At 63.2% G+C, this 21,760-nt stretch carries 16 protein-coding genes; 8 read left to right on the forward strand and 8 right to left on the reverse strand.

Annotation, left to right across the window (positions count from 1 at the left end):
• The 3 genes from ABIB58_RS06915 to ABIB58_RS06925 all read right to left on the reverse strand — a co-directional run bounded on the left by ABIB58_RS06915 (position 1) and on the right by ABIB58_RS06925 (position 4,545).
• Complete coding sequence (locus tag ABIB58_RS06915) at positions 1-2,964, reverse strand: TonB-dependent receptor domain-containing protein (protein WP_354039924.1); 2,964 nt, start codon at positions 2,962-2,964, stop codon at positions 1-3.
• Positions 2,965-3,036: 72 nt separating this feature from the next.
• Positions 3,037-4,008, reverse strand: coding sequence for a FecR family protein (locus ABIB58_RS06920; protein ID WP_354039926.1), 972 nt, complete (start codon positions 4,006-4,008; stop codon positions 3,037-3,039).
• A gap of 15 nt (positions 4,009-4,023) precedes the next feature.
• On the reverse strand, positions 4,024-4,545 hold the full coding sequence (locus ABIB58_RS06925; protein WP_354039928.1) for an RNA polymerase sigma factor: 522 nt from the start codon (positions 4,543-4,545) through the stop codon (positions 4,024-4,026).
• Between the two features lie 71 nt (positions 4,546-4,616).
• Between ABIB58_RS06925 and ABIB58_RS06930 the strand changes: the two genes are divergently transcribed.
• The 3 genes from ABIB58_RS06930 to ABIB58_RS06940 all read left to right on the forward strand — a co-directional run bounded on the left by ABIB58_RS06930 (position 4,617) and on the right by ABIB58_RS06940 (position 5,841).
• On the forward strand, positions 4,617-4,820 hold the full coding sequence (locus tag ABIB58_RS06930) for a helix-turn-helix domain-containing protein (protein ID WP_354040143.1): 204 nt from the start codon (positions 4,617-4,619) through the stop codon (positions 4,818-4,820).
• Positions 4,821-4,868: 48 nt separating this feature from the next.
• Complete coding sequence (locus tag ABIB58_RS06935; RefSeq protein ID WP_354039930.1) at positions 4,869-5,072, forward strand: helix-turn-helix domain-containing protein; 204 nt, start codon at positions 4,869-4,871, stop codon at positions 5,070-5,072.
• Between the two features lie 214 nt (positions 5,073-5,286).
• Entirely contained in the window at positions 5,287-5,841 is a 555-nt protein-coding gene (locus tag ABIB58_RS06940; RefSeq protein ID WP_354039932.1) for a dihydrofolate reductase family protein, read from the forward strand.
• A 378-nt stretch (positions 5,842-6,219) separates the two neighbouring features.
• Here the strand turns inward: ABIB58_RS06940 and ABIB58_RS06945 are convergent, their stop codons facing one another.
• Positions 6,220-7,515 (reverse strand): cation:proton antiporter, encoded by a 1,296-nt coding sequence (locus tag ABIB58_RS06945; protein WP_354039934.1) that lies wholly within the window; start codon positions 7,513-7,515, stop codon positions 6,220-6,222.
• A gap of 354 nt (positions 7,516-7,869) precedes the next feature.
• Here ABIB58_RS06945 and ABIB58_RS06950 point away from each other — a divergent pair, with 354 nt between their 5' ends.
• On the forward strand, positions 7,870-8,175 hold the full coding sequence (locus ABIB58_RS06950; protein WP_152951143.1) for a putative quinol monooxygenase: 306 nt from the start codon (positions 7,870-7,872) through the stop codon (positions 8,173-8,175).
• Between the two features lie 811 nt (positions 8,176-8,986).
• Here ABIB58_RS06950 and ABIB58_RS06955 read toward each other — a convergent pair.
• Genes ABIB58_RS06955 through ABIB58_RS06970 form a run of 4 tightly spaced genes read right to left on the reverse strand, consistent with a single transcriptional unit; the run spans position 8,987 to position 14,876 of the window.
• A complete protein-coding gene (locus ABIB58_RS06955) occupies positions 8,987-10,126 on the reverse strand; it encodes a hybrid sensor histidine kinase/response regulator (RefSeq protein WP_354039936.1) in 1,140 nt (379 codons plus the stop codon).
• Positions 10,123-10,674: a chemotaxis protein CheB gene (locus ABIB58_RS06960; RefSeq protein ID WP_354039938.1), complete on the reverse strand. Its 552-nt coding sequence runs from the start codon at positions 10,672-10,674 to the stop codon at positions 10,123-10,125. The genes ABIB58_RS06955 and ABIB58_RS06960 overlap by 4 nt, the downstream gene beginning before the upstream one ends.
• 20 nt (positions 10,675-10,694) lie before the next feature.
• The gene (locus ABIB58_RS06965; RefSeq protein ID WP_152950508.1) at positions 10,695-11,519 is read right to left on the reverse strand and encodes a CheR family methyltransferase; all 825 of its coding nucleotides are present in this window, start codon (positions 11,517-11,519) and stop codon (positions 10,695-10,697) included.
• A gap of 3 nt (positions 11,520-11,522) precedes the next feature.
• A complete protein-coding gene (locus ABIB58_RS06970) occupies positions 11,523-14,876 on the reverse strand; it encodes a response regulator (RefSeq protein ID WP_354039941.1) in 3,354 nt (1,117 codons plus the stop codon).
• Between the two features lie 509 nt (positions 14,877-15,385).
• On the opposite strand from ABIB58_RS06970, the gene ABIB58_RS06975 reads away from it, so the two are divergent.
• From ABIB58_RS06975 to ABIB58_RS06990, 4 genes are all read left to right on the forward strand, one after another.
• A complete protein-coding gene (locus ABIB58_RS06975) occupies positions 15,386-16,867 on the forward strand; it encodes a recombinase family protein (RefSeq protein ID WP_354039943.1) in 1,482 nt (493 codons plus the stop codon).
• Positions 16,868-17,065: 198 nt separating this feature from the next.
• Positions 17,066-17,422 (forward strand): hypothetical protein, encoded by a 357-nt coding sequence (locus tag ABIB58_RS06980; RefSeq protein WP_354039945.1) that lies wholly within the window; start codon positions 17,066-17,068, stop codon positions 17,420-17,422.
• Between the two features lie 120 nt (positions 17,423-17,542).
• The gene (locus ABIB58_RS06985) at positions 17,543-18,343 is read left to right on the forward strand and encodes a hypothetical protein (protein WP_354039947.1); all 801 of its coding nucleotides are present in this window, start codon (positions 17,543-17,545) and stop codon (positions 18,341-18,343) included.
• Complete coding sequence (locus tag ABIB58_RS06990) at positions 18,336-21,707, forward strand: DEAD/DEAH box helicase (RefSeq protein WP_354039949.1); 3,372 nt, start codon at positions 18,336-18,338, stop codon at positions 21,705-21,707. Before ABIB58_RS06985 ends, ABIB58_RS06990 begins: the two co-directional genes overlap by 8 nt.
• The last annotated feature ends 53 nt before the right edge of the window (positions 21,708-21,760 follow it).

Below are 21,760 nucleotides of genomic sequence, written 5' to 3' on the forward strand. Positions count from 1 at the left end.
CTACCAGCGCTTGATCAGCTGGAGCGCCACCACCCGGCCAAGCACGTCCGCCTGGGCCGGATCGAACCCAAAGCCCGAAGAGAAGTCGTAGAAGGGCGGATCCTTATCGAACAGATTGCGGACCGAGACCGTCGCGGTCAGCCCCTGGCCCCAATGCACGGAAGGCGTCCAGGCCAGGCGGGCGTCCACCGTATTCCAGCTCTCGATCGCGCGGCCGTTGCGGTCGCGATAGTCCGAGACATGATTCACATAGGCGCCGGCCGACCAGTCGCCTTTCGACCAGTCCACGCCCGCCTTGGCGCGAAGATCGGACGGATAGCCCACCAGACCGACCAGATCCTCACGCGGCGCCGCCGGGGTGGTCTGGTTCAGATAATCGAGAAGGTAGGAAGCCGAAGCCGACAGGCGGAAGGTCTGGTCGCGCCATTCCAGCGGATAGGCCGCTTCCAGATCGAAGCCCCGGACCTGGACCGAGGCGGCGTTGACCCAGCGGGCGTCGAGCACCAGCCGATAGGACTCTGGCGGAAACAGACTGCCCAGGGAGAATCCCGGCGCGCTGATATAGGCCTGGATCAGCGCCCGGTCGGCGGCATTGTTGGCGGGATCGACCGTCCTGACGAAGGGCGCCAACGCCGGATCGGTCAACACATTCGCCAAACCCTCGCGCGCCGGCTGGGCGATCCGGTCCGAGAACCTAGTGTCGAAATAGTTGGCGCTCAGCCGCAGGCCGCTGTCCGGACGATAGTCGAAGCCGATCGTATAGGTGTCGGCGGTCTCCGGCTCGAGATCGGGATTGCCGCCGGACAGATAGATGGACAGCAGGCGGGTTCCGGCCGGGGTCGGAACCAGGGTCGCCCCCACGGAGGTGCGACTGAAGATTTGCGGCAGAGCCGGGGCGCGGAAGGAGGTCCCATAACTCGCCCGCAGCGTCAGGGCGTCGATCGGCGCATAGACTAGGCCGATCTTGGGATTGGTGGTCGATCCGAAGTCGTCATACTCTTCAAACCGACCGGCGACGGACAGTTCGAGCCGCTGGACGCCCGGCCGCGCATTGGCTTCGCCGACAAAGGGGATGCGCGCCTCGCCGAAGACGGCGCTCACATCGCGCGACTGTTCGCCCGGCGCGCTTTCGCGCGGCGCGGCGCCCGAGGTGAAACTGCTCGATCGCGTGTTGAAGGCTTCGCGCCGGACCTGGGCGCCGATCGCGAGCCGGACCTCCCCGCCGGGCAGGGTCGCGACCGGCCCTTCCAGCAGGAGGTTGGCCGATGTGGCGCGGCTGCGATCCAGGCTGTTGATGAAGCCTGAGGTGACGAAGGCCAGGACCTCCGGCGTATTGAGCCCGCCTGCGGCGAACGGATCGAAGTAGCCGTCGCGGCTGGCGACATAGGGCGTCGCCGGATTGTCCGCGACATTGCCCAAGGCCTCGTCCAGCCGTCCCGCATGGATCTGACCGGGCAGACGGCTTTCGCCCCGCTCCTCGGCATAGGAGACATAGGCGTCCGCCGACCATCCTCGCCCCAGGTCATAGTCGCCGCCGAGGTTCACCCCAAGACTGCGCGACGTGCCGGTGTAACGGCTGGCGCCCAGGTCGTCATGGAAGGAATAGGCGAGCGTATGGGCCGACTGGCCGTTCGGCGAGACGAAGACGGGATTGGCTGACGTCACCTGGAAGACGGTCGAGGCCGGGGTGGTGGCGAAGGCGTAGTCCCGCGTGCTGAAGCGGACATCCGCCGCCAGCGACAGCCGATCGCCGACCGCCTGGGTCACCCGCGTATAGAGGCTGTGGCGTTCCTGGCTGGGCGACAGATCCACGCCCTGGGAGACGCTGTCGAGGTTCGGGCTCCCCGCCGTGAAATCCGCCGGCGTCTGGACCCGGCCGCTGGCGTTGGGTCGCAGGCCATAAGAGGCGACATAGGCGCCGAGCGCGGCGTTGTAGTCCACGATATTGCCGGGCGCGGCGAAGATGGAGCGCCAGTCCGAGCCGCCGAACGGCCGCAGGTCGCCGTCGCGCGTATAGGACCGATCCAGGGAACTCAGCGGCTGAAGATGCTGGTACTCATAGGCCGCCAGGACGCCGCCGCTGGACCAGGTCTTGCCGATCAGATGCGAGGCCATCAGATCCTCCGCCCCACCTTGGGCGGCGGCGGCGCGGACCCGGCTCTCCTGGCCGTCGAAGCGACGGCGCATGATGATATTGACCACGCCGGCGACCGCATCCGAGCCGTAAAGAGCGGATGCACCATCCAACAAGACGTCCACACGCTCGACCGCCGCCGACGGCAGGGCCGATAGATCGGCGAACTCGCCGCGATAGCCGGTCCCGGCCATGCGTCGCCCGTTGATCAGGACGAGCGTTGAATCCGGGCCGAGCCCCCGCAAATTGACGCCGGTCGCGACGCTGGAGTTGGAGCCGCCGCTGTCCGCCCCCGCCAGGGACGCCGTCGGCGTGCCCGAACCGGCGTAGTTCTGCGGCAGGTCGGTCAGCACCTCGGCCACCGTCGCCCGGCCGCTGCGATCCAGTTCGTCGCGGCCCAGGACCCGAACCGGCGACGCCAGTTCGCCGGACACCTTCAGCAGACTGCCGGTGACGATGATGTCGTCGAGCGCAGCTGGCGGCGTCAGGACTTCGACCGTCTCGGCGCCCGTCCCATTGGCGCGGCGCAGGGTGAAGACGCCGGGCCGCGTCTGCCGCCAGTACAGACCGCTGCCGACCAACAGCCGGTCCAGCGCCTCGGTCACCGTCATCCGGCCCGACACACCGCCCGTTCGGCGGTTGGCGACCATCTCGGTGGTGAACAGGATCTGGTGGTCCGACTGGGCGGCGAACTGCCCCATCGCCGCCTCCAGCGGACCAGCGGGAATGGTGAAGGTCCGCTCGCTCTGCGCCGAAGCCGGCGCGGCGACGGTTGCGATACAGGCGGCGATGGCGGCGGCGCCGAACCCTTTGCGACTGTGATAGGTCATGATGTCCTCCCCGACGACGCAGCAGTGCGTCGGGGTAAGGACGGGTCAGACCCCGCTAGACCCTGGTGAGGGTCAGGGATTTTTTGTCCGGCGCGGGACGAGTTTGATCGCGCCTCCCGGCTGAGCCACGGCCTCCAGATCGAACACGTCCGAAGCCGCAGAGACGAAGGCCGCCCGATCCCCGGCCCGGAAGACGCCGCTGATCGGCGTCTGCACGGTGCCCGGGGCGTCGATCTCGATCTTGTCCGTCAGGTAGCGGTTCACCTCGGCGACCGCAGCCTGGAGCGGGGTGTTGGAGAAGGTCAGCCGACCCTCCGCCCAGCTCGTGGCGACAGCGGCGTCGATCGGCTGGGTCTTGGCCCCCTGCCCGCTCGTTCGCGCCGTCTGGTTCGGCAGCAGGACCTGATCCGATCCGCCAGGCGCCTCGACCTTGACCTTGCCCTGGACCAGAACGACGCGCGCGTTTTCGCCGTCGAGGCGCACATCGAAGACTGTGCCCAGGGCCGTCACCGTCATGGCGTCCGCGTGCACACGGAAGGGTCGGCGGGCGTCGTGAGCGACCTCGAATAGCGCCTGACCTTCGAGCAGGTCGATCTGGCGCTCGGACCCAGAGAGTTTGACCCGAATGCGGCTATTCGTATCCAGCCGCACCACCGAACCATCGGCCAGTTGGACCGAGCGCTGCTCGCCGACCTGGGTCCCATAGGTCGATGCGGCGTTGAGCGTCCAATAGACCCCCACGCCCAGCCCCGCGATTAGAAGCGCGACGACGCCGGAGAGGATCAGGCGGCCGGACGGGCCGGTGCGCGGCTTGGGCTGGCCGGCCGCCGAGAGCATGGCGTCGATCTCGGGGTCGCCCTTCAGGCGCGCGAAGCGGTCCCAGTTCTGCTCTTGCCGCTTGTAGGCCGCCGCATTCTCCGGCGCTTTGCGCCATTCGAAGAAGTCATGCAGCGCCTCGGTCGACACAGAGGTGGCGCTGAGACGCGCGAACCATTCCGCAGCCTCGCGGTCAGCGGGGGTCGCTGGTGTTTGACTCGCGCTCATCGCGGGCCCCTCCGATCAGCGGCGCAGTTGATCGTCGCAGTGTTTGAGGGCGCGCGCCATCCTCCACTCGACGGTTTTGACCGCAACTCCCAGTCGCGCAGCGATCTGGGCGTGAGTCAAACCCCCGAAGCGAGAAAGCAGGAAAACCTCGCGGTCTTTTTCGGGGATAGAGCGGACGATTTCCTTCAGGAGGAGGGTTTCGTGGGGGCTGTCGAAGGCGTCGGCGTGGGCTACCGCCTCGTGTTGATGCTTCTGGCGGACAGTGTCACGCGCGATGCCGTCCAGGGCCAGATTGGAGGCGATGCGCAGAAGGAGCGATTTGGGCGATTTGATTCCGCGAGCTTGGTAGGGCGCGATGCGAAGATAGGCTTCTTGGACAAGGTCTTCTGCGTTCTCGGCACCAAAGCGAAGCCGCAAACGGCCGCGGAGCCAGTCGCTATACCGTCGATAGAGAGCAGCTAAAGCTGCATCCTCTGCTACCGATCTGTCAAAACTGGGCACCACTCGGAAAACCCCCACGACACGTTCAGGGGTCATTTTGACACGTTTGAGGGACAGCTAAAAGAGTCCTGACGCGATCACTAGGCTGAATGAGCCTCACCGATCTCATGGGCAGGAATGTTCGCCGGATCAGAAACGACCGCAATCTTTCGCAAGAGGAGGTTGCGTTCGCAGCTGGCATGAAGCGGAGCTATCTCAGCGGGATTGAGCTCGGGCGAAGAAAACCCAGCGTGAATGCGCTCGAGAGGTTGGCTATTGCACTTAGAGTCGATCCTCGCGATCTCTTAACACCCGATGCCAGGTCAAAATGACACGCCTGGTGGACAGCGTTCAGAGTGGCCCGGCGGTCTGCTGTCACCATGGATTTGGTGGTGCGACTAGGTAGAAATGTTCGCGCCCTGCGAACTGCTTCCGGCATTTCGCAGGAAGAACTCGCATTTCGCGCTAACATGAAAAGAAGCTACCTGAGTGATCTTGAGAGAGGGACGCGGAATCCTACCGTCCGTGCGCTAGGCCGGCTGGCGGAGGCCTTAGCTGTCTCCCCTGGAAGCCTTCTCGAATAGCTCAAATCTGACGACCGAGCTGACGTGGCGCGAGGCGCCATCATTCGCTGGTGTCGCAAATGTCGCAGATGCGCCAGGAGCGGTCATGCGGACCATGCCGGAAAGACGACATTCCGTGCGTGGATCAGAGGTCCTCTTTCGGGGGCGATGGCTGCTTCGCAAACCAACCCGTTGCGGACGTTGAGCTCGAGCCAAGATCGCATAGGCTAGCCTCATGGGACTTCTGACCTTCAGCATCAACCTCACTCTAGATGGCTGCGTCGACCATCAGGAAGGCATCGCCGACGACGAGACGCACGCCTTTTTTACCCGCTTGATGGACGAGAACGGCGCGATGCTCTGGGGTCGTGTGACCTACGAGATGATGGAGAGATACTGGCCTACCGTCGCTAGTGGCGAGGTGGATGCACCTGCGGCGATCCGCGAGTGGGCGGTCAAGCTGGAAGACAAACCAAAGTATGTGGCGTCAACGACTCGTACGACGTTCCCGTGGACAAACAGCCACCATCTTGGCAGCGACTTACATGCGGCGGTGCAAGCGCTGAAGGACGCTACGCCGGCTGGCGTGCTCCTCGGCAGCGACAAGCTGGCGACGGAACTAGATCGGTTGAATCTGATCGACGAATACAAGCTCGTCGTTCATCCAAGGATCGCAGGGCACGGTCCGACCCTTTATCACGCCGGCTTGTCCGCAACACGCAGACTAGAACTGCTCTCGACCAAGCCTTTCAGTAACGGCGCGGTCGCTATGCATTACCGAGTTCATTGATTGAAAGTTGGGACGATGTCCGCTTCCCACCCGAGGCGGACATCGGCCCAGCCGATTAGGCTAGTGCGATCTGGGGTATTCGCATGTCAAAGTCGCCTGCTGGATCCTTCAACTGACCATGGGCAGTGATGTCCAGCGTGACGGCATGTTCCTCGAACTGTCGGATGGGGTGATCGAACACGCGCCCTTGGCAGAGGTTTTCTACGCTGACGCAAACGGTCAGATGACCTTGGCGACGTTTGATAAAGGAAGCATCCCCCTTGAAGTCGTGGAGTGGCTCATCTCGGAAGCTAAGCGAAGGCTACCGCCAGTCGATGACCGCTAACCACCCGTAGCGGACATTTGAGGTGCCTGATCCAATCGGCCTTGGTCACAAAGTCAGGCTGACGTTCCTCGCCCCGACGTTTCGGCCTGCACCCCATCCGCCTCTGCATCCGGATCGCGGCCTTCGCTGCGGTCAAACCATCGCATCACCGGCGTGACCGTGATCCCGTGCAGCAGGATCGACATCAGGCAGATCAGCCCCACGATGGCCCACAGCCGGTCGTCGCTCTCGAACGGCGCGGCGTTCAGCCCATAGGCCAGATAGTAGAAGGACCCCACGCCCCGGATCCCGAAGAAGGCCAGAATCAGCTTCTCGCGCATCGGCCGCCTCCAGCCGATGAAGCCGATCATCCCGGTCAGAGGCCGCACCACCAGCACGATCGCCAACGCCACCATCGCATCCAGCGGCCGCAGCGGCGCCAGCAGGCCCGACGCCAGCGCCCCGCCGAACAGCACCAGCACCACCATCATCGCCATACGCTCGATCTGCTCGATGAAGTCGTGCATCTCGACTTGGAAATCGTGGTCCCGGTCGGCGTGCCGGAACGCCAGCGCCGTGATGAACACCGCCAGAAAGCCGTAGCAGTGCAGCATCTCCGTCACCGAGTATGAGATGAAGGTCGCCGCCAGGGCGATGAACCCGTCGCGCGTCGCGGCCAGTCGCGTGCTGACCGGAATGGTGAAGGTCAGCCAGCCGAACAGCCAGCCGATCGCCCAGCCGATGCCCAGCCCGGCGCCGATTTCCCACAGCACGCTGACGGTCAGCCACTCTACGAACCAGTCGTCCTTCTGGCCCGCCGCCACCAGGGCCAGGGCGATGGCCAGGTTCACGAACGGGAACGCCAACCCGTCGTTCAGCCCCGCCTCGGACGTCAGGCCGAACCGCACCTCGTCTTCACGCCCTTCGCCCGGCGCCGCCACCTGGATGTCCGACGCCAGCACAGGATCGGTCGGCGCCAGCGTGCCGGCCAGCAGGATCGCCCCCGCCAGGCCCAGCCCCAGGACCGTCCATCCCAGCAGCACGATCGCCACGATCGACAGCATCATGGTGACGCCCAGCAACCGCCAGGTCACGCCCCATCGCCTCGGATTGAAGATCCGGTCGATCTTCAGCCCTGCCCCCATCAGGGCGATGATCACCACGAACTCGGTCAGCCGCTCGGTGATCTCGGGATAGGTCTGCGGCAGCGGATCGAACCCTACCTGCGGCAGGCTGATCAGCGCGGCCCCAAGCCCGACGCAGACGATCGGCAGCGAAAGCGGCGCGCGCCGGAACACCAGCGGCAGCCACGCCACCAGCGCGACCAGCGCCCCCACCACAAACAGCATGAGGATATAGGGATCGGGCATGGCTCTCCGGAGGATCGACAAGGCGTCGTTCCCTTAATGCGGCAACGCCCGTCCGGTTACCGGTCGTTTCTAGAGGCTATGGTTCCACGCCCCGTTGTTTCGATGAGGAACGTCCACTAATCACCCCGATTTGGCGTCAAGGGCGACTGCTTTCCGGCCTAACGGCCAACATCCGCGTTCGGCGCCAAAGCCCAGGACCGAAATCGACCCGTTGCGGAACTATCCGCTTGTCTCGATCTATCGGCCAGCTAACGTATTGCGATGGAAATCAGCCGCAGAATCGTCGTTGCTGGCGTCGGCTTGGCCGTCACTTCACCGCTTCGCGCGTCTGCTGCGGACATGGAAAGTTCATCGATGTACGGCTTGATCGGCAAAATGACAGCGCAGCCAGGTCATCGCGACGAGCTGGTCAGAGTCCTCATCGAGGGTGTAAGCGGACTGCCGGGCTGTTTGAGCTACATCGTTGCTTTGGACCCGCTAGAGCCGGAGGTGATTTGGATCACAGAGGCATGGCAAAGTAAGGAAGCGCACGGCGCGTCACTCACGCTTCCGGCGGTCCGCGATGCGATCTCGAGAGGGCGACCGATGATCGCGGGAATGTCGAGGGTGGCCGAGACGGCGCCCGCAGGAGGGTACGGCCTCTCGGCGCCTGCCCACTAACATCCGCTTCCCACCCAAAGCTGACCATCGCCGGGCCTGCTTCAGGGCCCGGCTTAGGGTCACAAGTCGATTTGCTCTGACATCTCCCAGGCGTCATCCACCTCGATACCGAGATATCTGACTATGCTCTCCAATCTCCTGTGGCCGATCAGGAGCTGGCATGCGCGAAGATTGCCTGTCATTCTTGTGAATGAGCGAGACCTTAGTGCGTCTAAGGCTGTGAGCGCCGTACCCTTAGGGCTCTAGGTCAATCAACGGCGCCATCGGTCTATCAGCCCAGCATACGGCCTGGCGCCGATGTGCTGGCCGCACCGGCTCCGGCTTGGGAACGGCCAGTCGTCTTCAGGCTGGCGCGGCACACTCAGGCGAGCAGCGATCGCATCACGCGCAGGCTCGGTGATCTCAACGGGCACAGGTCTCCCGGTCTTCTGTTGGATGACGACCGACCGCTGACGGAGAACACCGCCTCTCGCCGCATCGCTCACGCGAAGTCGGACCAGGTCGCAGGCGCGTAGTTTCGAATCCAACGCGCAGTTGAACACGGCGAGGTCGCGAAATCTCCTAGCCACACTCAACTGTTGTCGGATGGACCAGATGAGCTTGGGCTTAAGCGGCGCCTTGGGGCCGATTAGACGGCGCGTTCCCTGAGGGCTTCGGTTGTAGGAACAGGTCAGACTGTCGCATGCCCCCTCCTCTGAGGTCGCCTGCCTGTCGTGACGCCTGCTTCCAGATAATGAACTTCTGGGCGCCAGTCCCAGACATTCACTGCCGCATTGTTTGGCAATAGCCGCGCCTACTCCGACGGTCGATGCTATGCTGAACGCGGCAACCGTATGGTGAAACAGCTGCCGGCGCCCGGACCGTCGCTTTCCACGCGGATGTCGCCCTTATGCAGATCGACCAGTTGGCGGACCAGGGCGAGACCGATGCCAAGGCCTTCGCTGGATCGATCGTCGGGCCCCTTCAACTGCGTGTACAGCTCAAAGACCCGAGCTTGCATATCCTTGGAAATGCCGACGCCAGTGTCGGAGACGGCGACTTCGACGTAGTCGGGCCCGGCGTTCGCCCGGAGCTGGATCGTCCCGCCCGACGGGGTGTATTTGGCTGCGTTGGTCAGCAGATTGCTGACGATCTGCGATAGGCGGGTGAAGTCGGCTGTGACCCATACGGTTTCCGTCGGTAGGTCAAACGTGAAGGCATGCCCACCCGCGTCGATCCTGGGACGGCTTGTATCGATCGCGGAGTCCAGCACGGTCTTTAACTGCACCCGTTCGAGGCGCAGGGCGATCTTGCCCTGATCTATCCTCGAAACGTCAAGCAGATCCTCGACAAGCCGCGAGAGGTGAAACACTTGGGTCGCCATCCGCTCCCGGATGACGGCGGCTTGATCTGGCTCGCCGGCGCGATCGAGCAACTTCAGCCCTGCGTTCAGGGCCATGAGGGGATTGCGTAGCTCATGACCCAAGACCGCCAGGAACTCGTTCTTGCGTTGATCTGCGGCGCTCAAGGCCGTCGCATGCACGTCCAATTCGTCTCGTTGCAGGCGTATCCGCTCACGCTGCTGATAGAGTTCAATGAAGATCTCCGTCTTCATTCGCAGGATATCAGGCTCGATCGGCTTCTGGATAAAATCGACCGCGCCGGCCTCATAGCCGCGAAACCGGCGCTGCTGTTCTGCGCTGCCCGCCGTGACGAAGATGATGGGGACATGACGGACCCGGGCGTTGCCGCGCATGAATTCGGCCAGTTGGAAGCCGTCCATGCCAGGCATCTGCACGTCTAGGAGGGCGAGAGCGACGTCTTCGGCAAGGAGCAGCTCCAGCGCCTGATCTCCGGACTTCGCCTTGAGCAGGTGGAGACCTTCGCGCTGGAGCAAAGCCTCAAGCGCGAGGAGATTTTCCTCGAGATCATCGACAAGAAGAACCTTTATCGGGGTGTCGAGGGTCGTCATGCGGCTTCGAGTTCCACCAGATAGTTTGCGATGTCCGCCAGACTCATGGCCGTTGCGCCCGCGCAGGCCGCGAGAGCGGCTTCTGGCATCGCTGACGCATAGGCCTCTGACGGGCGTTCGACGAAGGCCTCGCCACCCCTTTCCATAACGGCTCTCAGGCCGGCGGCCCCGTCGTTGTTGGCGCCCGTCAGCACGACACCGATCAGGCCGGCTCTATAGGCGTCGGCGGCGCTTTCGAAGAGAACGTCAATCGATGGGCGAGAATAGTTGACCGGCTCATCCGAGGACAGGGCCAGCCCGCCATCTCGCTCGACCAGAAGGTGATAATCGGGGGGCGCAAAATAGACGGTTCCAGGAAGGACCCTTTCCTTGTCCTCGGCTTCAAGCACCGCAAGGGCGCAGCTCGCTTGAAGCAGCGGCACGAGACCATTGCCTCGATCCGGGGGGACATGGACCGCGATCAGAATGGGCAAGGGATAGTCCGCTGGGAGGATGGGAAGGATGGCTAAAAGCGCCTGGACGGCGCCGGCGGAAGCGCCGATCACCACCGCGCGTTGTGATGGGACACTCATGCGCCTAGCCTTCGGTAGAGCTTTTCCTGGGGGACGAACTCAGAAAATTCGCCGGCGTGGGCCGAAAACCTCAAACTTTCCTTGGAGCCGAGGCCGAGGAAGCCTCCGCGTGGTAGGGAGTCCTTGAACAGGCCAATGGCGCGATCCTGCAGGGCGCGATCAAAATAGATCATGACATTGCGGCAGGAGATCAGTTGCATCTCGGCGAACGCCGCGTCCGTGACGAGGCTGTGATCGGAGAAGACGACCCGGGCGCTGAGGCTACGGTCGAAGACGGCCCGCCCGTAGTCGGCCGTATAGTAGTCGGACAGGGACGAACGTCCGCCCGACTTCTGGTGGTTCTCGGTGAATTTGCGCAGCCGATCGAGGGCGTAGACCCCGGCTTCTGCTGCGCGGAGCGCATCGGGATTGATGTCGGTGGCATAGAAGAGGGTGCGATCATACAGCCCTTCCTCCCGGAACAGGATGGCTAGGGAGTAGACTTCCTCGCCAGTGCTGCACCCCGCAATCCAAACCTTGAGCGACGGATAGGTGCGCAAATGGGGAAGCACCGTCTCGCGCAAGGCTTTGAAATAGGTCGGGTCGCGGAACATTTCGCTGACCTGCACCGTCAGATAGCCCAGCAGCCGAGGCAGCATCGTCGGGTCGTGCAGGACAGCGTCCTGCAGCGCGGTCAGCGTCGGATAGCCCATCTGGTCGCGGGCCTGCACTAGCCTCCGCTTGATCGACGCACGGGCATAGTGACGGAAGTCGAAATGATAGCGCTGGAACAGCGCCTCCAGCAGCAGTTGGATTTCGAGGTCTTCGAGAGCGTCGGCCATGGATCAGCGCGGCATCCACACGCGGACCAGAGAGAGCAACTTATCGACATCCAGGGGCTTGGCCATGTAGTCGTTGGCCCCTGCTGCGAGACAGCGTTCCTGGTCGTCCGGCATGGCTTTGGCGGTCAGCATCAGGATCGGCAGGCCGCCCCAGCGTCCATCGCTCCGGATGCGCTGTGTCGCGGTGAGCCCGTCCATGACCGGCATCATCACATCCATCAGAACGAGGTCTATGGCGGGTGCAGAGGCGGCGGACGCATCGAGCGCGTCGAGCGCTTCCTGCCCGTTGCGCGCGATCTGCACGACGGCGCCGCGAGGTTCGAGCACGCTGGTGAGGGAATAGATGTTTCGGACATCATCCTCGACGACGAGGATGCGCCGGCCTTCCAGCACGGCATCTCGATTTCGCGCCTTCTGGATCATGCGCTGCTGTTCGGGCGGCATGTCGGCGACCACCTGGTGGAGGAACAGCGAGACCTCATCCAGCAGGCGTTCCGGCGACTTGGCGCCCTTGATGATGATTGAGCTGGAGTAGCGGCGCAGTTGTTGCTCGTGGTCCGCCGTCAGATCCTGGCCGGTATAGACGATCACCGGCGGATAGGCCTGCTGACCGTCCAGACTGAGCGTCTCCAGCAGCGAGAAGCCGGAGGCGTCGGGCAGGGACAGGTCCACAACCATGCAGTCGAAGGTCTGCTGTTCGAGGGTTTGAAGGCATTCCGCCGCCGTGCCCACCCCGACCGTCTCGACCCCGCCGCTCGACAGAAGGGCTCTCATGGCCTCGCGCTGGACGGCGTCATCCTCCACGATCAGGACTCGTCGAACGGTCCGGGTGAGGTCCTCCTCCAGGGCCCGAAGGACATCCGCCAGCGCCTCACGTTTGACCGGCTTGGTGAGATACCCCATCGCGCCAAGCGCGCGCGCGGTCGTGGCATGGTCTCCAGCGGACACCACATGGATCGGTATATGGCGGGTCTGGTCGTCGCGCTTCAGCGTGTCCAGGACCGTCAGACCGGACTGGTCAGGAAGGCCGACGTCAAGGACGATGGCGCTCGGCCGGTACTGTTTGGCCAGCTTGATCGCGTCCTCGCCATTACTGGCCACAAGACACTGGAACGCCATTTCGCGCGACAGGTCCCGGACGATGGCGGCGAAACGATCGTCGTCTTCAACGACCAGCAACGTGCGCCGGTTCACGGCCAGCGCGTCCCGATCATCCTCAATCGCGCGGGGCAGGACAGCGGGCGACGATTTCGGGGCGGCCTGCGTGACTGAGGACGCCGCGGGTTGCGGAGCAAAGGGCGCGCGCGACGCAACCTGAGCGGCGTCGTAGGCGAGGGGCGCGCTGAGGGTGAAGGTGCTGCCTTTGCCGGGCTTGCTTTCCAGAGTGATCGCGCCTCCGAGCAACCGAGCCAGTTCCCTGGAGATCGAAAGTCCGAGCCCCGTCCCGCCGTACTTGCGGCTGATCGTGCCGTCGGCCTGCTGGAAGGCTTCGAAGATGCTGTTCTGCTGTTCGCGCGAAATACCGATTCCGGTGTCTTTCACCGAAAAAACCAAGCCCCGGTCGCCGGGCGCGATCCTCAGCTTTACGCTCCCCTTCTCTGTGAACTTGAAGGCGTTCGAAAGCAGGTTCTTAAGGATCTGTTCCAGACGTTGACGGTCCGTCTCAACCAGATCGGGCGTCCCCTTGGCGACGTCGATCGTGAAGTTCAGCCCCCGCTGGTCTGCAATCGGATCGAACAGCTGGCGCAAGTCGCCGGCCAGTCTCTGGACCGAAACAGCTTCGGGACGGATCTGGACGTGCCCGGCCTCGATCTTGGAGAGGTCGAGAATGTCGTTGATCAACGTCAACAGATCGTCGCCCGAGGACTGAATGGTCCGGGCGTAGCGAACCTGCTCTTCGGACAGGTTTCCGTCGCTGTTGTCGCCGAGAAGCTTCGACAGGATCAGCAGGGAGTTAAGAGGCGTCCGGAGTTCGTGGGACATGTTGGCGAGGAAGTCGGACTTGTACTGGCTGGCCGCTTCGAGCTCCCGGGCCTTGAGGGCCAGATCGGCGCCGGTCCGTTCCAGGTCGTCGCGCTGTCCCTCCAGAACCTGTGCTTGCTCTTCCAGCTGGCTGTTGGTCTGTTCAAGCTCCACCTGCTGCTGCTCCAGCCGCACCTGGGATTCCTTGAGCGCGCGCCCCTGCTCCTCCAACTCCTCGTTGGAAACCCGAAGCTCTTCGCTCTGCACCTGTAGTTCCTCGGACTGGCGCTGGGTCTCTTCGAGGGCGTTCTGAAGATCCAGACGATAGCGCGCCGACCTGAGGGCGACGCCTATCGCAGCCGCACTTTCGTCCAGCAGCCGAAGGACCTGCGGTCCCGGGGCATGGATAAAGCCCAACTCGATCACGGCGTTGATGACGCCATCAGCGTTCGCAGGGGCGATGACGAGATGACGCGGGTCATCCCGTCCCAGCGCGGATCCAATAGTCAGATAGCCTTGAGGGACATCCGTCAGCAGCACTGACGCCCCATCAGCGGCGACCTGGCCCAGAAGGCCCTCCTTAAGTCGGAACTCCATAGGCACGGGCGCGTCTGATGGAACGCCCAGGGTGGCGGCGCGGCGGAAAACGCCGCCTTCGCCCTTGAAGATCGCTGCGGCTTGAAAGTCGACATATCGAGCCAGGAAGCCCAAGATGCTGTCGGCCAGCGCCTCGATGGTCTTGTCGCCGCTCATTGCTTCGGCGAGCCCGACCTGTCCGGCCTGAAGCCACTCCCGCCGGGCGCGTTCCCGCGTGCTGTTGCGGATGAGCAGGAACACCCCGACGGTGAGGGCGGCGCCGAGCAGGGCGGACAGGATTCCGGTCAGCAGGGCGGTCCGGTAAGCGACCTCCATCTCAGACAGCCACTGTCGCCGCTGCTGCGCGACGTCGGCGCGCATGATGGCCAAGCGTTCCCGGATCGCATTCATCGCCGTCCTGCCGCGGTCAGTTTCGATCATCGCGACGGCCGCCGCGAGGCCGCCCGTACGCCGCGCTTCGATTCCCCGGGTCAACTGCTCCATCTTGACGCCGACATGGCGCTTGACCTCTTTGAGGTTGGCCTGCTGCGCTGGGTCGCGCGAGGTCACTTCGGTGAGGATCGCAAGGTCACGGTCCATTGCGGCCACGGCGTCTTCGTAGGGCTCAAGATAACGGTCTTGGCCCGTGAGAAGGTAACCGCGCTGTCCCGTTTCAGCGTCCTGCACGGTCGACAGGACCTGGTCTATGGCCACCAGTGTCGTATGGGTTCCAACCACCTTCTGACTATTGGCGCGCAGGCCCTGGACGTTGAGGTAGGCGACGACGCCGCTAATCAGGAAGAAGGCGAGAACGAGCACGACGCCCACTCCGACCCAAATTTCGACCTTCGATCGAATGCGTCCAACGCCATGCTGCGTCTGAGCCAAGCTCGCTCTCCAACCCGAAAAGTTCATTCCGCCCGTCCATAGCTGCAAGCCACACCTTGGCAAACAGTGCTGAGGACGCCACCGCTGTTTTCATAATTTCCCTGACCGAAAGCCGACGTCCCCAACCGCCGCTTTGAGTCACACGCGGACACTCAGCTGGTTAGTGGAGAGATGAATCCAGCTGCTGCGCCATTCTTGGGTGTTTTGAGCCACTTCTAAGTGGTCTCGACACATTTGTCGGGACCACTTAAGGCTGGCTCAACTTCCGCTTGATCGGCCACGATATTTTTCGGCCACCACTTAAGGGCGCCTCAGTCGCTTTTCGGCCCGCTGGCTAGGCGGAAACCTTAGCGGGCGGCCTCTGTAAGCACATTGCAACAATGTCGCTAGAGACGACCTTCTAATTCTAGTGTCGCGTCGAACCCTCGAAGGAGTGCTCGATGCAATCAGATGCTTCTCCAAAGCGTGCCGCTCAGTACGTTCGGATGTCGACAGAGCGACAAGACAGCTCAATCCTGCAGCAGAAGGCGGCGATCGCCAGATATGCGGACTCACGCGGGTACGAGGTCGTGCGCACCTACGCGGACGAGGGCGTGAGCGGCTTGCTCATCGACCAGCGCACCGGCCTTAAAGCCATGCTGGCAGACGTACTCAATGGAGCGCCCGGCTTCGACGTAATCCTCGTCTATGACGTCAGTCGATGGGGCCGGTTCCAAAACCCGGATCAGGCAGCCCACTACGAGTTCGTTTGCGTCGAGGCCGGGGTCGCGGTCGAATACTGCGCGGAGCAATTCGAGAATGACGGCAGCTTCACCGCGAGCCTGCTGAAAAATCTCAAGCGCATGATGGCAGCTGAGTATAGCAGCGAGCTCTCCGCGAAGGTGGTCCAAGCCAAGGATCAACTCGGAGCAGCCGGCTTTTGGCAGGGAGGTCCGCCCGGATATGGCCTTCGCCGACAGCACATCATGCCGGACGGCACTTTGGGCCGGGTCATGGAGAGCGGTGAGCGAAAGGGCCCGCAAAATGGTCGTACGCGGCTTGTGCTCGGCCCTCCCGATGAAGTTGCGGTTATTCGCGACATATTCCGCATGTTCGTGGACAGGAAACTGGGCATCAACACTATCGCACGCCGCTTGAACGAGTCAGGCGATCGCCGGGCCGGACGTGGTCCTTGGAACGCGCACTATGTGCATCATGTGCTCACGAGCCCCCGATACGCGGGGACCAACGTGGTGCGAAAATCCCGGCGTCGGATGAAAGCGACGAACGCTGAGTATCTGCCCAAGTCCGAGTGGGTCTGCGTGCATGGAGCGTTTGATGCTCTGATTGATCAGCGGACTTTCGACGCGGCCCAGGCACGCCTTGAGCGGAACAGGACGCCGCTCACGGATCGACAGATGCTCGACGGCCTGACTCGGGTCTTTAAGCGTCACGGAACGCTCAACGCTGACATCATCAATTCCGCGCGCGAGATACCGAATGCACACCGGTTCGTTCGACGGTTCGGATCCATGAACCGAGCCTACGAGCTTGTCGGCTATGAACCAAGCGCCCGTCAAACGGCATCATCGAGAAGCCTTCAGGCGAACCGCAGGCGGAAATCCGCATCGCACACTGTAGAGGCGCTCGGTGCTGAAGGCGTTGTGCTGTGCCTTCGAGCTTTACTTGCTCAACATGGCCGACTGTCCATGAAGCTTATCAACGACGAATTGGGCCGCGCTGCATATCAGCTGGTGGCATCGCGAGTTGGGGGTGGCCGGCGTCTGTATGCGCTAGCAGGGTATAAGGCCACTAAGGTTCAAAACTCGAAGTTTGATCGAAGTTGGGATGAAACGCTCACTCAGCAGGAAGCTGAGGCGTTGCGACTACGCGTAGTTGGAGGGGAGTGGGTTCCGATTGAGTGGTGGAACCGCAACGGCTGACGGCGCTAACGGTCATGGGAGTGCAGTCAGCGGTCTTCGATGCGCCAGGGCGGGCATCGACCTGCTGCCGAGAACCGGACGTCCAGGTGGACGCAGTTTGAGGGCAATGGGCGCTTGCTGGCCCCACCCGGTCTTGGAATCTTTCCGATACGCTTTCCATCTCTGCAGTCGGCTGGGGACGATGGCTGGCACATCGACGTGAGCATCGGCGACTCGCCCACCATAGATTTCGCGATCACCGCTCAATCGCTCGAAAACTGGACGGCGAAGGCGCTGGTTCAACGCGATCGGCGAAACGGTCTTAACGCGGCGGCCTACCGAAAGGCGATCGCGGAGGCCGTGCCCATGCAGGCCGCCTTCAGGGACATCGCCAATACCGCCAAGCACGGAGACCATCGCGATCAATACTGGCTAGGTGAACCGTCGAACTCGTCCACACGCCCGGCTTCTCAGGCACGCCTCGCAAATATGTTCTCATCTACCGCGGCGAAGGGCCGACGGCGCACAGGCTTAGAAGTGTTCGAGGAGTCGACGAACTGTGGCGGCATTATGTAACCCGCGTCGGTGTGCAGGGGTTCGAAGGCCTACCGTTAACTTGACTAGCGACCAGGATACTGGAGAACCGGCGATATGGATTGCGCTGCAGATTAGAACTCAAGAGCTTACAACGATCAGATGCCCCTGACGCTCACCCCTATCGATCATGATGACCTTTGCCATGGATGGCGGTGGGAAATCGCCAACGAAGCCGACCTTGCGCGCAAGGTCGCAATGGTGGCGCTTGGACAGTACCGGCACGTGGCCCAGATCCTCGCCGGCATCGACAAGAAGTCACCCCCAACCCGCAAGGAGGCCGCCGCGGCGGCAATAAAGCGGCTGACTGTCCCCGACGATAGCGATCCCTGGCACCGTGACGGCTGGGTTTTCCAGACCATCTCCTGGATCGCCGCGCACCGCACCGAAAAGGGTGTGGTCGCGCGCGCGCCGCATGCCATCGAGGCGCATAAGGGGTTCGACGGCATCCAACTGCGGCTCGACAAAAAGGGCCATCTCGTCACCGCGATCGTGATCTTTGAGGACAAGGCGACCGACTCCCCGCGCAAGACCATTCGGGCAGACGTCTGGGACGGTATTCGATCTCTGGAGAAGGGCGAGCGTATGCCCGAGTTGATTCATGACGCGACCACCATCCTCGAGGCGCAGCAGAGCGTCTTTCCAGGGCTCGACATCGACCAGGCGATCGAGAAAATCCTCTGGGAGGAGGTCCGGCACTACCGCGTCAGCATAACCACGTCGGACACCCACATTAAGGATGCCGCGCGCAAGAAGCTGTTTAAAGGCTTCGACACGGCTGCACCGGGCAAGGCATCACGCCGTCGGGCGGACACCATGCATTTCGACGATCTTCGCACCTGGATGGACGATTTTTGCGTGGCGACGATCGCCCAGATCAAGGCTTGGCGGGACGATGTTTGATCCCGTCACCGTCGATCTGATCGGCCACGCGCCGCCGCTCGCGTCGCTGGATTTGGCTGAGCTGCCCAAGCGGTTCACCAACGCCTATGCCGAGATCGTCGCCGCCCGGGTACGCATGCGTGGCCTGGTCGACGCCAACTCACGAACCGAGGCGCTTTCTGAGCTTATCGATGAGATGCGGCGGCTTGCAGCGGCACAGGAGGCGTTTGTCGCCGCCGATCCCGCGCGGGACACCCGTGCGGCCGCGGCCTTTGTCGCCGGAGCCGCCCACCAGCTCTGCCTCATGGCTGAGATCGTGAAGACCGACGGTGGTGCAGATGACGACGACGATGTCGCGGACGACGGGGAGGACGCGAACGCGGAGGATGCCGACGGTTTGAGCGACGAACTTCCGCGGCTGACCTATGTCGATGCCGTCCGGGCGGCACCTGAAGTCTGTGCGACGCTGCTGTTCCTGATCGCCAACGCCCAACCCGACGCCGCCGAAATGGCGAAGCGAATTCACCCACCCGAAGGGATGACGGGGGAGGCGCAGCTGATCCGCGCTATCGCTGACCTAGCGGCCGGCAGGCTCGGTGCGATCAACCCGCAGGAGCCTCCCCCCTACGCGCGCTCGGCCGACCGGTCACCGGCGGGTCTGGCCACCGACGCGCTGCTGCGGCGGCTTCATGCCGGAATCCGCATGCTGGCCGCAGAGATCTTCGCGCGACCTTCCGATACCGCCGCGCCATCACGTGCACGCGAGATTTTCCTTGAGGTGAAGGGCTTGGCGTTCGCCCGCCTTGACGACGTGTTCGACGAGGGTGGGCCGATTGCGGTCAGCGTCTTCCCCGGCCCGCTCCACCTGGCCAACCTATTGATTGTTGTCGCGGGTGATCTCGCCGAGTCCGCGCTGTGCCACGTACCGGCTCCCTCCGGCGTCGATGCCAACGCGTGGTGGAAAACGCTTCGGCGGGCGGCGCGCAAGCGGCCCTATCTCTGGCGGAACCACCGCGAAGCGATCAACAAAGGATACCTGATGCCGGGTGTCTCTGCGGCAGTGAGTTTCCCGACCGGCGGCGGCAAGTCCACGCTCGCCGAGTTGAAGATCGCGGCGGCGCTGCTCAGCGACAAGAAGGTGGTCGTGCTTGCGCCGACTTTGGCGCTTGTCGACCAAACAGCCTTCACACTTGGCAACGCCTTCAAGGATTATGAGGTTCTCGGCGACCTCGACGAGGAGATTAGCTTCAGCGACATCGTCGAGCTGCCGGAGATCATCGTCACCACTCCCGAGCGCTGTCTAATGCTGCAGGCGCTCCAAGCTGACGCCTTCGCCGACGTCGGGTTGATCGTGTTCGACGAATGCCACCTCATTCACCCACGCGACGCCGACCGTAGTCGGCGCGGCGTAGATGCAATGCTCTGCGTCCTCAATCTGACCCACACCGCGCCGGACGCGGATTTGCTGATGATCTCGGCAATGATGCAGAACGCTCAAGAAATGGCCGGCTGGCTCCAAGAGTTGACTGGCCGCACCGCGCTCGCGCTCGATCTGGCCTGGAAACCGACCCGGCAGGCGCGCGGCTGCGTGACGTATGAGGCAAGCCGCATCAAGGCGCTTGAACAACTCCTGACGCGCGCCAAACGGACCGCGACCACCAAGACCACGCCCAAGGCCGTCAAGGATCAGCTTAGCGCTAAGCCGTTTGCCTTCTTCTGCCTCAAACAGACTTGGGCGACCGTAGACCGCAATGACTATGCGCTGATGCCGCTGCTCGATAAGTCGGTCGCATTCAACACCGGCACGTCGCGCTCCGGTGATTGGTATCTGACTCCTAACGGAAACCGCGTCGCGGCCGAGATCGCCGCGGCTGCGGCTGGTGACGGTCTCAAGACGTTGGTCTTCGTCCAGAGCACGGTCGCCGCTGAGGGTTCCGTCAAGACTTTCCGCGCGCTTCTTCCCGATCGGCGCATCGAGCTAACCGAGGCCGAAGCGGCGATGCGCAGGCGGATCGAGGAGGAGATGGGCGGCGCGCAATATTGCTACCTCATGCTCGACGATGCCGGCCACGTGGTTGGCGGCGCGACGAGCCATCATGCGCAACTACTCAAGGACGAGCGCGATCTTCACAAGTCGTTGTTTGAGCGTCGCGACGGGCTCGACGCACTGTTCGCGACATCGACCGTCGCCCAGGGCATGAACTTGCCAAGCGATATCGTGCTCATTGCCGGTGACAGCCGGTGGGATGATAGCCAAGACAAGATGCAGCAGCTTGCCGCGCACGAGCTGCTCAACGCGGCCGGCCGCGCCGGCCGCGCCGGCGAGAGTGGCCAGGGCTTTGTCCTGATCGTGCCTAGCCGGGTCATCGACCTTGATGATGACGCCAACCAGATCGACCAACACTGGATGTCGCTGCAGGGCATCTTCGCCCAGTCGGACCAGTGCCTCACGATTGACGATCCGCTAACCGCACTACTCGACCGCATCCACAACGGCTTAGAAGTCGGGGACAACGAAGACTATCTCCTGGCGCGCCTCCCCGCGGGCGCCGGCGGCGACGCCGATGAACCCGCCCGCGAGATGCTCCGGCGTTCGTTCGCAGCCTATCGCAAGCGCCAGGAAGGCAAGGTGAAGTGGATTGAAAGCCGGATCGACGCGTCGCTGGCACGGCGGGCCGAGCTGGCCCCCCAAGAGGAAACATCGGGGCTCGCGCAGGTCGCTTCGTCGGTAGGACTGCCGGTGGAGATCGTCGTTAGCCTCGCCAAGCGCATCGACAAGGGGAAGTTCACAGGCGACACGGTTTCCTGCGTCGCGGCGCTGTTCCAGTGGCTGGAGAAAAATCCCAGCTTCGTGCTTCAACTAATGCGGCCGAGCGATGTCGAAGGCCTTTTTGGCAAGGACTACAGGGCGCTTGCCAACACGGTTGAGCAAGCGCGCTTCGCGCTGCCGGTCCTGCGCGCGTTGACCGAGAAGTGGATGGCCGCAGAACCGCTCTGCAAACTCGAGCTTGCGGCCGGGACGCCAGCTGCGAGCCTGCGCAGCTGCGAGATTGCTCGCCATTTCGCCAACCGTGTCGTTCCCGACATCGCGTTTGTGGCGGGGTTGCCCGCCCGCATTCTCGCGGCCCGTGCGGTGGAAGACGACGACGTCGTGATATCGACCACAATCGCAACCTTGGCTGGCGCTGTGCGCAGGGGCTGCGACAGTCCTGAGGTGCTTGCCAGCGCGGTTCACCAGGGTCGCGAGGTTTCGCGCGTCGGCGCGCGAAGCGCATTTGATAGCGTTCGGAAGTACCTTCCCGCGGGTAACAACGACGAAGATTTCGATGCGACCCTTGATCGGGTTCGTCAGGCCCACACGGTGGCATTGTTCGACGAAGACTGACGCAATTTGACCAGCGGTCCTCCGCCGTGCCGCGCTCAAGCTTATGCCCGGTG

The organism is Brevundimonas sp. UYEF29 (assembly GCF_040546195.1).
In the GTDB taxonomy this organism is placed as follows: domain Bacteria; phylum Pseudomonadota; class Alphaproteobacteria; order Caulobacterales; family Caulobacteraceae; genus Brevundimonas; species Brevundimonas huaxiensis.